Here is a 12755-nt window from a genome sequence, read left to right as displayed (position 1 = left end):
GACAAACTTGTATCTAAATATTGCTGAACGTGGATAAGGCTTTACCTCATTGCTCTGGATGAGTACCATTTGGCCGTTCATCAACAGCGGAGACCATCAGTGGGCAATTCATCAAGTGACAGTTGTAGACCGACCCAATCAGTCGGCACCCTGGTCGCGAGATAGCCGCAGGTCTTCCTCTGCCGCGCTCTCGCAACCCTGCGAGAAGCGGAAATCCACTCCCCTCTTCTCTTTTTACACTTGACGTCAGGTGACCCAAGCCCAGGCCTGGACACCTTGCCTGCATAGTTTCTGCTTCCCACAAGGAGGCTGCTATGCGTTTTATTTCAACCAAATCTGGATCTACTCAGACTCGTCCCCTGCTGAGCAAGCTCGGCCGTGGTTTGTGGCCACTCTGGCTGCGCCCCAAACCGGATCAGCACCACTACAGGTTGCAGATCCGTTGTCAGGATCGCGCCGACATGGAGCGAGTGCTCGACATGGTGACTCATACCCTGCAACCGGCCGGGCTGCGTCCCATGCAGTCCCTGAGGCCAGGGCGCAGCGGGGGTAGGGAGCTGGTGCTCAATCTGTACTGCACACCGCCCCAGCGCCGTTACCTGGTGCAGTTCGTGCACCAGGTCGGGGTCGCCCATCCGGTGCGCTGGGAGCTGCATCCCCGTCACGACGCCGAGCCCCTGCTCAACTAACCGGGATGGGGTATATCGGGGCCAGCCATGCTGGCCCCTTTACATCTGACCCGGCTATCTGCACGCCATTCAGAGTGCGCGGGCCTGTTTGACCGTGCGCCCGTTGTCATTTCCCATGATGGCCTTCACCGCGCGCACCTCTGCGATTCATCAGGCATGCCCATTGGGCCTCCTATCCTGCATGCCGAAGGCCATCTCAAACCAGAAGGAGTACGCCATGAGAATGTGGCAGCAACTTGACATGATTTCCCTGCTCGACACCCTGGCCAGCCTCCTGCTGGCCTTTGTGCTGGCCTTTGTGCTGGGCTGCCTGGTCGGGCTGGAACGTCAGTACCGCCAACGTACCGCGGGCCTTCGCACCAACGTGCTGGTCGCCGTGGGGGCAGCCCTGTTCGTCAGTCTGGCCCAGCGCATCTATGACCTGTACGGCGGCAGCTACAACGTGGTCCATGTGGTGGCCTATATCGTCTCCGGCATCGGTTTTCTCGGCGCCGGTGTCATCATGCGTGAGTCGGGCAATATCCGCGGCATCAACACAGCAGCCACCCTGTGGGGCGTGGCGGCTGTGGGGGCAGCCAGCGGGGCCGGGCTTGCGATGGAGGCAGTGCTCGGCGCCCTCTTCGTGCTGGCCGCCAACACCCTGCTGAGCCCCCTGGTCAACCAGATCAACCGCCGTCCGGTGGACAATACCGATACAGAGGTGACTTACAGGGTCACGGCCCTCGCCGAGCGCGGGTATCAGAAGGAGGTGCTGCACTGGCTCGAAGAGATGATGGAACAGGCCAACTACCCCTTGAGCGAGCTGGACATAGAGCCGTTCGGTGAACAGGATCTGGAGATCTCCGCTGTGCTGCTGGCCACCTCCATCGACGGCAATGAGCTGGATGCCCTGATGGTGAAACTGGCCATTCATCCCCATATCAAGCAGGTGTTCTGGCGCGCCAGCACCACGGATTGAACAATGAGGCGCGCCGTAAGGAGGCGCAAAAAAAGCCGGCACAGAGGCCGGCTTTGCTGGAATGCGCTGAGATCAGCGGGTCAGATCGTCGAAGAAGCGTTTCACCCCTTCAAAGAAACCTTCCGATTTCGGCTTGTGGGTCTTGGCAGCGGCACCGCTGAACGACTCGTCCAGCTGGCGCAGCAGCTCTTTTTGGGACTCGGTCAGCTTGACCGGGGTCTCGACCACCACCTTGCACATCAGATCCCCCACCTGGCCGGAGCGCACGGACTTGACGCCCTTGCCCCGCATGCGGAACATCTTGCCGGTCTGGGTCTCGGGAGTGACCTTCAGCTTGACGCGACCATCCAGGGTCGGCACTTCAATCTCGCCGCCGAGCGCGGCGGCGGTGAAGCTGATGGGCACTTCGCAGTAAAGGTTGTTACCGTCACGCACGAAGATCTCGTGCTCCTTGACGTGTACCTGAACGTAGAGATCCCCGGCCGGTGCGCCAGCTTCCCCCGCCTCTCCTTCGCCGGAGAGACGGATGCGATCACCGGTATCGACGCCCGCCGGAATTTTCACTGACAGTGTCTTGGTCTTCTGGTAGCGACCATCGCCATGGCACTTGCGGCACGGATCCTTGATGATCTTGCCGCGACCGTGACAGTGCGGACAGGCTTGCTGCACCGCAAAGAAGCCCTGACGCATCTGCACCTGACCGGCACCGTGGCAGGTCGGGCACGTCTGGGCATGGCTGCCGGTGTGAGCACCCGAGCCGTTGCAGACCTCGCAGTGGACCAGAGTCGGTACCTTGATCTCCTTGGAGACACCGCGCACCGCTTCTTCCAGGGTCAGCTCCATGGTGTAGCGCAGGTCTGAACCCCGGGCAGGACCACGACGACCACCGCCGTTGCGGCCACCAAAGATGTCGCCAAAAATGTCGCCGAACGCATCACCGAAATCGGCTCCACCGCCAAAGCCACCGTGGCCACCGCCACCCTGGCTCTGATCCACGCCAGCATGACCGTACTGGTCATAACGGGCCCGCAGATTTTCGTCGGTCAGGACCTCATAGGCTTCCTTGACCTCTTTAAACTTCTCTTCGGATACGGCATCACCCTGGTTGCGATCCGGGTGAAACTTCATCGCCAGACGCTTGTACGCCTTCTTGATCTCGCGCTCATCGGCATCTTTCGATACCCCGAGCACTTCATAGAAATCGCGCTTTGACATACTGATCCTGTTGCTACGTAAACAGTTATGCAGACGGGCGTTGGTCACCCAACGCCCGTAAATTCATCGTTCAAGCCGATGGGTAGAGCGAGCTCTACCCATCTGGGTGTGGCTTATTTCTTCTCGTCTTTCACTTCTTCGAACTCGGCGTCGACCACGTCGTCGTCAGCCTTGGCAGAAGAAGAGGACTGGCCGGCATCGGCGCCAGCACCCTGAGCCTGGGCTTGCTGCTGGGCAATTTCCATCAGCTTCTGGGAGGCTTCCATCAGCGCCTGTTGCTTGGCTTCGATGACTGCCTTGTCGTCACCCTTGATGACGGCTTCCAGCTCGCTCAATGCAGTCTCGATCTTGGTCTTGTCGTCGGCAGGCAGGGCGTCACCGGCTTCGGTTACCTGCTTGCGGACCGAGTGGACCAGACCGTCAGCCTGGTTGCGGGTCTGCACCAGCTCTTCAAACTTCTTGTCTTCAGCCGCGTTGGCTTCCGCCTCGCGTACCATGCGTTCGATCTCTTCATCAGACAGACCGGAGGAAGCCTGGATGGTGATCTTCTGCTCCTTGTTGGTCTCCTTGTCTTTGGCAGAGACGTGCAGGATGCCGTTGGCATCGATGTCGAAGGTCACTTCGATCTGCGGCAGGCCACGCTGAGCGGGACGGATACCTTCCAGGTTGAACTGGCCCAGGGACTTGTTGTCGCTGGCGCGCTTGCGCTCACCCTGCAGCACGTGAATGGTCACGGCAGACTGGTTGTCTTCGGCAGTGGAGAACACCTGGGACTTCTTGGTCGGGATAGTGGTGTTCTTCTCGATCAGCGCCGTCATCACGCTGCCCATGGTTTCAATACCCAGAGAGAGCGGGGTCACGTCCAGCAGCAGTACGTCGGTCTTCTCACCGGACAGTACGGCACCCTGGATGGCAGCACCCATGGCCACGGCTTCGTCCGGGTTGACGTCTTTACGCGGCTCTTTGCCAAAGAACTCGGCAACGGTCTTTTGCACCATCGGCATGCGGGTCTGACCGCCTACCAGGATAACGTCGTCAATATCGCCAACGGCCAGACCTGAGTCTTTCAGGGCGGTACGAACCGGCTCGAGCGAGTCTCTCACCATATCTTCCACCAGGGATTCCAGCTTGGCGCGGGTCACCTTGATGTTCATGTGCTTGGGACCTGTGGCATCTGCAGTGATATACGGCAGGTTCACGTCGGTCTGCTGGGCAGAAGAGAGCTCAATCTTGGCTTTCTCGGCGGCATCTTTCAGACGCTGCAGAGCCAGCTGGTCGTTGCGCAGGTCGATGCCCTGCTCACGCTTGAACTCGTCGACCAGATAGTTGATGACACGGTTGTCGAAGTCTTCACCACCCAGGTGGGTGTTACCGTTGGTCGCCAGGACTTCGAAGGTGGTCTCGCCTTCGACTTCGTCGATCTCGATGATGGAGATATCGAAAGTACCGCCACCTAAGTCATATACGGCAACCTTGCGCTCGCCCTTGACCTTGTTCACGCCGTAAGCAAAAGCAGCAGCAGTCGGTTCGTTGATGATGCGTTTTACATCCAGACCCGCGATGCGACCGGCATCTTTGGTCGCCTGACGCTGGGCATCGTTGAAGTAGGCTGGCACTGTGATAACGGCTTCGGTCACAGGCTCGCCCAGGTAATCCTCGGCGGTCTTCTTCATCTTCTTCAGCACTTCGGCAGAGATCTGCGGCGGTGCCATTTTCTTGCCCTTTACTTCAACCCAAGCGTCGCCGTTGTCAGCTTTGGCGATGGCGTACGGCATGATCTTCAGGTCACGCTGAACTTCTTCATCTTCGAAACGGCGACCGATCAGACGCTTGATGGCGAACAGGGTGTTCTTCGGGTTGGTGATGGCCTGACGCTTGGCCGGCTGACCAACCAGGATCTCGCCATCATCGGCATAGGCAATGATGGACGGAGTAGTACGATCGCCTTCTGCGTTCTCGATCACGCGAGCAGTGTCGCCATCCAGAATAGCGACGCAGGAGTTGGTAGTACCCAGGTCAATACCGATGATTTTACCCATTTGACGAATCTCCAAATACTTTGAATAAACTGGCGAGGTACTCGCCTTAATGCGTTAACGGCTAGGTGGGGGCAGCCAGTGTGGCTTTCAAGCTCCCGGCATCAAATTTTTTGTGCCGCCGCGACCTTGCAACCTATATGGGGTCTCAAGTTGACGCTTCAAGCCCCGCCCTCAAAAAACCACGCATTCTTGCCCTGTTTACGGGCAAATGCTTGCCAAATGGCGCCATTTAATACGCATAATGGCGCCGAGACGAATAAAAAGCCCGCCGAGCGGCGGGCTCAGCACAGCAATGGTACTCAGGCCGGTGCCTTGGAGACCATCACCATGGCCGGACGGATCACCCGACCGTTGAGGTCGTAGCCCTTCTGCATCACAGCGATGACGGTGTTCGGTGCCACATCGGCACTCGGCACCATGCTCATCGCCTGATGGGCGTTGGGATCGAACGGCTGATTGAGCGGATCCAGCGGATTCAGACCAAACTTGCCCACCGAGCTCTGCATGGACTTGAGGGTCAGCTCAACCCCTTCGATCATGGGCTTGAGGGCATCGTTCTCTTTGTCGGCCAACTCGATGGCGCGCTCCAGGTTGTCCAGCACCGGCAGCAGTTCGCCAGCGAATTTCTCCAGCGCGAACTTGTGAGCCTTCTCCACGTCCTGAGCGGCACGGCGACGCAGGTTTTCCATCTCGGCGACGGCGCGAATGGCGCGCTCACGCTCTTCGAGGGAGGCCTGCTGGGCAGCTTCCAGCTGCGCTTCCAGTTCGGCAATGCGGGCCTGCTCGGCTGTCACTTCACTGTCTACATCGGTCGGCTCGACTGGCTGGACTTCCACTTGCTCCATCGCTTCAACTTTTTGTTCTTCGTGGTTCATGACATCTCCAATTTCAGGGTTGCTTGTTAGGGTCTGTTGACATCCGGGTGCGCGACAAGTCGATAACAGACCCTGTAATGGCGCTATTATGGGGACGCAGCCTCGGCTTTCAAGGGGAAAAGGGCGCTATCGTCGCCAATGAGCCGAGCTAACGGGTAAATTGCCACTTTTCATGGCGCTATGCCCACCAGGATACGCTGGCAGCAGACAAATCCCCCACAAAGCGCGGTATACTCCCCCAATACTCATCCCAGACCCGACAGCATATGGATTCTCCGTTCAATACCATTGCCCTGATTGGCAAACCCCACCACGAAGGGGCTAACCAGACCCTGACCGGCTTGCATCAATATCTCACTACCCGAGGTTTTCGGGTGCTGGTAGAGAGCCGGGTGGCCCACACCCTCGGCATCATGGATGAGAACGTGATGGATCTGGTCCAACTCGGTGAGCTGGCGGATCTGGCCATCGTCGTCGGCGGGGATGGCAACATGCTGGGGGCGGCCCGGGTGCTGTCACGGTTTGATGTGGCGGTGATCGGCGTGAACCGGGGCAATCTCGGCTTTTTAACCGACCTGTCGCCGCAGGATTACCTGCTGCCACTGGAGCAGGTGCTCTCCGGCCACTACAAGAGTGAACACCGCTTCCTGCTGGAAGCCGCCGTCTATCGCCATGGGGAGCGCAAATCGCGCAATCTGGCGGTGAACGAAGCCGTGCTGCACCCGGGCAAGATCGCTCACATGATCGAGTTTGAGGTCTACATCGATGGCAGTTTTATGTACAGTCAGCGATCAGACGGCATCATAGTGGCCACCCCGACCGGCTCCACCGCCTACTCGCTGTCAGCAGGCGGCCCCATCCTCACCCCCAAGCTCAACGCCATCACGCTGGTGCCTATGTTTCCGCACACCCTCAGCAGCCGCCCCATCGTGCTGGATGCGGACAGCGAGGTGCGGCTGCTGGTCTCGCCAGACAATCAGGATGACGCCATACAGGTCAGCTGCGACGGTCAGGTAACCCTGGCGGTGCATCCGGGGGACGAGATCCTCATCAAGAAGAGCAGCCACAAGCTGCACCTGGTACACCCGCTCGATTACAGCTACTTTCACGTGCTGCGCAATAAGCTCGGTTGGGGCAGCAAACTGTTCTAAAGGACAAGAACAGTGCCGGACTGGCTGAGCGCCACCTCGCTGCGCAGCCAGTCGCTAAAGGCACGAAAGCGCGGCCGCTCACGGTTCTCCCGCGGTGAGATCAGCTCGTAATTGCGCCCGGCCGCCACCGCTGGGCCTCCCACCGCCACCAGCGCTCCCTGCTCCAGCAAGTTACGCACCAGCACCTCCCGCCCCATCGCAACCCCCATGCCCCCTTGAGCCGCTTGCAGGGCCATCTGATAGTGATTGAAGCCATAGTGACGCTGTTCATGGGGCAATGTCATGCCAGCACCATCGCACCAGAGGCGCCACTCAGAGAAGAGCTGCTGGACATCGGTCGATTCCGAGGCATGGATAAAACAGGCCTCCGCCAGCCGGGCCGGCTCCTGTAGCAATCCCAGCCGCTCGGCATAGGCCGGGGAGCAGACAGGCAGTAGACGCTCCTCCATCAACAGCTCCCGGTGCAGATCACTGCAGCGAGTCGCGCCGTAGTAGATGGCAAGATCCACCCGCTCTTCGTTGAAATCCACCGCCCCTGCCCGTACCCGCATCATCACGTTCAACCCGGGCCAGCGTTGCTGGAAGCGGGGCAGTCTTGGCATCAACCAGTTGAGCCCCAGCGTCGGTGCAGCCCCCACATGGAGCGTGCCTCGCAGATCCTGAGCCCGGATATCTTCAATCTCCTCGTTGATCTGGCGCAGGGAGTGGCTCAGGGTTGCCAGCAGTCGCCCCCCCTCTTCCGTCAATGCCAGCTTGCGAGTCAGGCGAATAAACAGACGAAAACCCAGCAGCCCTTCCAGATGGCGAATACGGTGGCTGATGGCCCCTTGGGTAAGGTTCATCTCCTCGGCGGCGCGAGTAAAGCTGAGGTGACGGGCCGTGCTCTCGAAGGTATGCAGCAGGGCCAGGGTATTTTGTTGTACCAGCATGGATAACCTCGTTATAACGCTCATTACGGTGCGGGTCATCAGTATGCCATTTCCCCTCATGCATTAAACAGGCTAATCCATACCCCCTCTTATTTCGTTTGTCTGCCCGCGACGCCCCCCCTTTAATAGGGTCAATCCCTATCCCTGTTCATGAGGTGGACAATGAAAAACGGACTCAAGATTGTGGTCATCGGCGCAGGCTCCAGTTACACCCCGGAGCTCATTGAGGGGCTGATCCAGCGTCAGCACGAGTTGCCACTGCGTGAACTCTGGCTGGTCGACATCGACGATGGCCGCGAAAAGATGGCGATCATCGCCGCCCTCACCCGCCGCATGCTTGCCAAAGCCGGGCTGGCGGTACAGGTTGAAACCCGGCTGGAACGGGAAGAGGCACTGTGCGACGCCGACTACGTCTGCTCCCAGTTCCGCGCCGGTTGTCTGGAAGCCCGCATCAGCGATGAGCGGATCTCATTGAAATATGGTCTGATCGGTCAGGAGACCAACGGACTGGGCGGCTTTGCCAACGCCTGCCGGACCATCCCCATCGCCCTGCAGATCGCCGCCGACATGGAGCGTCTCTGCCCCGATGCCTGGCTGCTCAACTTCACCAATCCGTCGGGCATGGTGACCGAAGCCGTGTTGCGTCACAGCAAGATCAAGGTGGTGGGGCTGTGCAACGTGCCGGTGATCATGCAAAAAGGGGTCGCCACCCTGCTGGAGACCCGCGATGAGCAGGCGTTCATCATGCAGGTAGCCGGACTCAACCACTTTATCTTCGTGCGCCAGATCCAGCATCAGGGCGAGGATAAGCTTGGCGAGGTGATTGCCCGGCTCGCGCAAGGGCATGATCCGCTGGTGCCGCGCAATATTCCCCCCTTTGCCTGGCCCAAGGATCTGCTGGCCAATCTGGGCATGATCCCCTGTGCTTATCTGCGCTACTACTACATGAGCGACGATATCCTCAAGCAGGAGCTCGGTGAGGCCAGTGGCGAAGGAACCCGGGGCGAGGTGGTCAAGGCCATCGAACAGCAACTGTTCGATCTCTATCGCAACCCGGATCTCGCCGAGAAACCCAAGGCGCTGGAAGGACGCGGCGGCCAGTACTATTCGGAAGCGGCATGCGAGCTGATGAGCGCCATCCACAACGACAAGCGCATCATCATGCACGTCAACACCCGCAACAACGGCGCCATCAACGGTCTGCCGGACGAATGCGCCGTGGAGGTCAGCGCCCTCATCACCAAGTCGGGCCCGCTCCCGCTCAACGTAGCCCCCTTCCCGCAAGACACCCTGCGGCTGCTGCAGCTGATGAAGGAGTTCGAGCAGCTCACCATCGAGGCCGCCATCACCGGCAGCCGCCATACCGCCTGGCGTGCCCTGGTGCTCAACCCGCTCATCACCAGCGGCAGTCGGCTGGAACAGGCGCTGGACGAGGTGATTGCCGCCCATCCGGATCTGATGTCGGCCTTTCACTGACATGCTCCTTGTTGCAATCCCGCAGGCCACCGCTCTGGTGGCCTCTATTCGTTAAAAATGGCGGCGCCCTCTTTACTGTATATAAGACCAGTATATACTGGATGCATACACAGTAATGTTGGCCCATACAGGATGAGACCATGCTGACCCAGCTGACCGTCAACAACTTCGCCATCGTCAAGTTTCTCGAACTCGATCTGCAACCCGGCATGACCTGCATCACGGGTGAGACGGGCGCCGGTAAATCCATCGCCATCGACGCGCTCGGCCTCTGCCTCGGCGAGCGGGCCGAAGCCAGCATGGTGCGCCCCGATAGCGACAAGACAGAGGTCAGCGCCCGTTTCCTGCTGGACGGCAACCCCGCCGCCCGCGCCTGGCTTGCTGCCAACGAGCTGGACAACGAAGGCGAATGCATAGTGCGGCGGGTACTCTCTGCCGAAGGGCGCTCCCGCAGCTACATCAACGGCGTGCCCGTCCCCCTGACCCAACTCAAGAACCTGGGCCAACTGCTGGTCAACGTCCACGGCCAGCACGCCCATCAGCTTCTGCTCAAACCCGACTATCAACTCAACTTGCTGGATGGCTATGCCGGCCATCACCTGCTGCTGGACGAAGTGCGCCAGCACTATCAGTTATGGCGCCAGCTGCAAAATGAACTCAACCGCCTCAAGGCTGAACAGCAACAGCGGGAGGCTCGCCGTCAGCTCATCGAATATCAGGTACAGGAGCTGGACGAATTTGCCCTGCAACCGGGAGAGTTCGAGGCGATCGAAGAGGAACACCAGCGGCTCGCCAACGGCACAGAGCTGATGCAAGAGTGCGGCGCCTGTCTCGATCTGCTCTATGACAACGAAGAGACCACCATCGCCGGCTTGTTGCAGGTCGCCGTCGACAAGGCCGAGAGCCTGGTGGGCATGGACAGCCGGCTCACCCCTGTGCTGCAGATGCTGAACGAGGCGATGATAGGCGTGCAGGAGAGCCACAGCGAGCTGCGCAGTTACCTCGATCGGCTGGAGCTGGATCCCGAGCGTTTCAACGAGCTCGAATCCCGCCTCTCCAAAGCCATCAATCTGGCCCGCAAGCACCATGTCAAACCGGCCGAGCTGGCCCTGCACCATCAGGATCTTGCCAGTGATCTCGCCCGCCTCAACTCCGACGAAGAGCGCCTAGAAGGCATGGAAGATGAACTGGCCGAGGCCCGCCTCGCCTTCGTCCAGGCCGCCGAAGCCCTGAGCCAGAGCCGTCAACGTTACGCCCAGGAGCTAGGCACCAAGGTGACCGCCAGCATGCACGAGCTGGCGATGCCCGATGGCCGCTTCGCCATCGAGGTGCGACCGGATGCCCAGAGCAGCCTCTCGCCCCTTGGCATAGATAGAGTGGAATTTATGGTCACCACCAACCCGGGGCAACCTATCCAGCCGCTGGGCAAGGTGGCCTCCGGCGGTGAGTTGTCGCGGATCAGCCTCGCCATCGTGGTGATCAGCGCCCGTAAGGTCTCCACTCCCACCCTGATTTTCGATGAGGTGGATGTGGGGATCAGCGGCCCCACTGCCGCCGTGGTGGGTCGTCTGCTGCGCCAGCTCGGTGAATCCACTCAGGTGATGGTGGTGACTCACCTGCCGCAGGTGGCGGGCAAGGGTCACCAGCATATGGTGGTGAGTAAGCACACTGATGGCAAGACCACGGAGACCCAGATGCAAGCGCTGGATCAGGGATCCCGCCTCAAGGAGCTGGCTCGCCTACTGGGCGGCGACCATATCACGGACAATACCCTGGCCAACGCCCGCGAGCTGCTGGCCACCTGATCAACCATGTCCGGGCAAGCAACAAAAGGGAGGGTCAGACCCACAGGGTTGGGTGCTTCTTCTTTTTATTGCTCCCCCTCATTGCCCATGCTCTTTTTCTCACCCAGCCCCCTGGCCAGCCAACATCAGAGGAGCCTCTCTGACCCGGTTCGGGCACTGGCGCCAGCGGTGAACCAAGCAACACCGGAGCCACAGCCCGGTTCCTGGGTCTGGGCTGCAACATGGTGCTCGCCTGGCCTGCTCCACACAGCAGGAGCGATCGGGCCAGCCTGGTTGCCACAAGCAGCATAGGCGCATAGAGTGTCACCCGACTGGGGGGCACGATCGCACTCCTGTTCGCCATCTTATCCACGTCTCCTGCCCGACTTGCGTCATCGCGATCTCGGCCAAGTCTCCAACATCAGGAATGTCTGCATGCTCCATGTATTTGGCCACAAGAACCCCGATAGCGACAGCATCTGCACTGCTCTGGTCACCGCTGACTGGCTCAATCGTCAGGGCCGACAGGCCCAGGCCTATGCCCTGGGTGAACCCATTGCCGAAACCCGCTTCATTCTTGAAACCGCCGGGGTCGATGCCCCTCCCCTGTTGCAGGGCAGCGTGGCCAACAAATCTGTGTTTCTGGTGGATTTCAGCGAGCTGGAGCAGGGACCTGAGGGGCTGGCTGAGGCCGACGTGCAGGGGCTGATCGATCACCACAGAATCGGCACGCTCATCACCCGGGGCCCGCTCGATGCCTGGATCCGCGCAGTGGGGTGCAGCGCCACCGTCCTGCTTGAGCTGATGGGCTATGACACCCTCTCCCGCCCCCAGGCTCGGCTGCTGCTGGGGGCTATCATCAGCGATACCTTCAACCTCACCTCGCCGACCACCACGGCCCGTGACCGAGCCGCCGTCAATGCGCTGTTGCCCCTGGCCGATCTGGCGCTGGAACCCTTCGCCCAGACCCTGCTGGAGCAGCGTACCCAGATTGGTGACGCCCCTATGACAGAACTGCTCGTCGCCGATGAGAAGGCGTACCAGATCGCCGGCTACAAGCTCTATGTCAGCCAGATCTGCGTGATGGACCCGGCGCTGATCCACACCCGCCAGCCCGAGCTGGCGCAGGCTATGCAAGACCGGCTGGAGCAAGATGAGCTGGATGCCTATGTGCTGATGCTGACCGATCTGGCCAAGGGCGGCAGCCTGCTCTACTTCGCCAGCAACGGCATACTGCCCGAGCAGCCAACCCATCTGGCTGGTGCCGTCAGCCGCAAGAAAGAGGCGCTGCCCTGGCTGAGCCAGTATCTCTCCTCAGACCCCGTTTGAGTGCAGCGAAGAGGGAGCCGGCCCAGGGCTGGCTCTCTGCCCTCCTCTCTTCGTCACCCCATCTTCCGACCGCTGCCTGCACGCCCCAAACCGTTCCCGCCCGCCACTTCATCGATGCCAAACCACAGGATCCCGGGTGCTGACGCCCATCCACAACGCCAACATGCTTCCCGGCCATGATGTTGTAAGCGCCGTTAAATCGACCTACTTGCCTTTACCGTATTGCGCCACTTTTTTTGCAATCGGCTCCAGCGGGACGTTCCATGGCAGCAGGGCTTCGAGCTTTTCCAGGGTATCGGCCTCGCCAATC

At 60.1% G+C, this 12755-nt stretch carries 10 protein-coding genes; 6 read left to right on the top strand and 4 right to left on the bottom strand.

Annotation, left to right across the window (positions count from 1 at the left end; all coding sequences use genetic code 11):
- The first annotated feature begins 314 nt into the window (after positions 1–314).
- Together GWQ22_RS10260 and GWQ22_RS10255 are read left to right on the top strand one after the other, a co-directional pair.
- The gene (locus GWQ22_RS10260) at positions 315–689 is read left to right on the top strand and encodes a hypothetical protein (RefSeq protein ID WP_212514313.1); all 375 of its coding nucleotides are present in this window, start codon (positions 315–317) and stop codon (positions 687–689) included.
- Positions 690–906: 217 nt separating this feature from the next.
- Positions 907–1647, top strand: coding sequence for an MgtC/SapB family protein (locus GWQ22_RS10255; protein WP_275930224.1), 741 nt, complete (start codon positions 907–909; stop codon positions 1645–1647).
- A gap of 72 nt (positions 1648–1719) precedes the next feature.
- Here GWQ22_RS10255 and dnaJ read toward each other — a convergent pair whose 3' ends face one another.
- From dnaJ to grpE, 3 genes are all read right to left on the bottom strand, one after another.
- A complete protein-coding gene (dnaJ, locus tag GWQ22_RS10250; protein ID WP_042033827.1) occupies positions 1720–2862 on the bottom strand; it encodes a molecular chaperone DnaJ in 1143 nt (380 codons plus the stop codon).
- Positions 2863–2975: 113 nt separating this feature from the next.
- Positions 2976–4901: a molecular chaperone DnaK gene (gene dnaK, locus GWQ22_RS10245; protein ID WP_275930223.1), complete on the bottom strand. Its 1926-nt coding sequence runs from the start codon at positions 4899–4901 to the stop codon at positions 2976–2978.
- 299 nt (positions 4902–5200) lie between these two features.
- Positions 5201–5776 (bottom strand): nucleotide exchange factor GrpE, encoded by a 576-nt coding sequence (gene grpE / locus GWQ22_RS10240; protein ID WP_042033829.1) that lies wholly within the window; start codon positions 5774–5776, stop codon positions 5201–5203.
- Between the two features lie 266 nt (positions 5777–6042).
- On the opposite strand from grpE, the gene nadK reads away from it, so the two are divergent.
- On the top strand, positions 6043–6927 hold the full coding sequence (gene nadK / locus GWQ22_RS10235; RefSeq protein ID WP_042033830.1) for an NAD(+) kinase: 885 nt from the start codon (positions 6043–6045) through the stop codon (positions 6925–6927).
- Here nadK and GWQ22_RS10230 read toward each other — a convergent pair.
- Entirely contained in the window at positions 6924–7856 is a 933-nt protein-coding gene (locus GWQ22_RS10230) for a LysR substrate-binding domain-containing protein (protein ID WP_275930222.1), read from the bottom strand. The two genes, nadK and GWQ22_RS10230, sit on opposite strands and share 4 nt — an antisense overlap.
- 162 nt (positions 7857–8018) lie before the next feature.
- Between GWQ22_RS10230 and GWQ22_RS10225 the strand changes: the two genes are divergently transcribed.
- The 3 genes from GWQ22_RS10225 to GWQ22_RS10215 all read left to right on the top strand — a co-directional run bounded on the left by GWQ22_RS10225 (position 8019) and on the right by GWQ22_RS10215 (position 12445).
- Positions 8019–9332, top strand: coding sequence for a 6-phospho-beta-glucosidase (locus GWQ22_RS10225; RefSeq protein WP_275930221.1), 1314 nt, complete (start codon positions 8019–8021; stop codon positions 9330–9332).
- A gap of 140 nt (positions 9333–9472) precedes the next feature.
- Positions 9473–11137, top strand: a complete 1665-nt coding sequence (recN, locus tag GWQ22_RS10220) for a DNA repair protein RecN (protein WP_275930220.1) — start codon at positions 9473–9475, stop codon at positions 11135–11137.
- A gap of 414 nt (positions 11138–11551) precedes the next feature.
- Positions 11552–12445 carry a DHHA2 domain-containing protein gene (locus tag GWQ22_RS10215; protein ID WP_212514318.1) on the top strand — a complete coding sequence of 298 codons (894 nt, stop codon included), beginning with the start codon at positions 11552–11554 and terminating at the stop codon, positions 12443–12445.
- Positions 12446–12755 lie beyond the last annotated feature (310 nt).

This window comes from Aeromonas sp. 1HA1 (assembly GCF_029237385.1).
GTDB classification, from domain to species: Bacteria; Pseudomonadota; Gammaproteobacteria; order Enterobacterales; family Aeromonadaceae; genus Aeromonas; species Aeromonas popoffii.
This window is presented reverse-complemented; position numbering and strand designations above follow the sequence as displayed.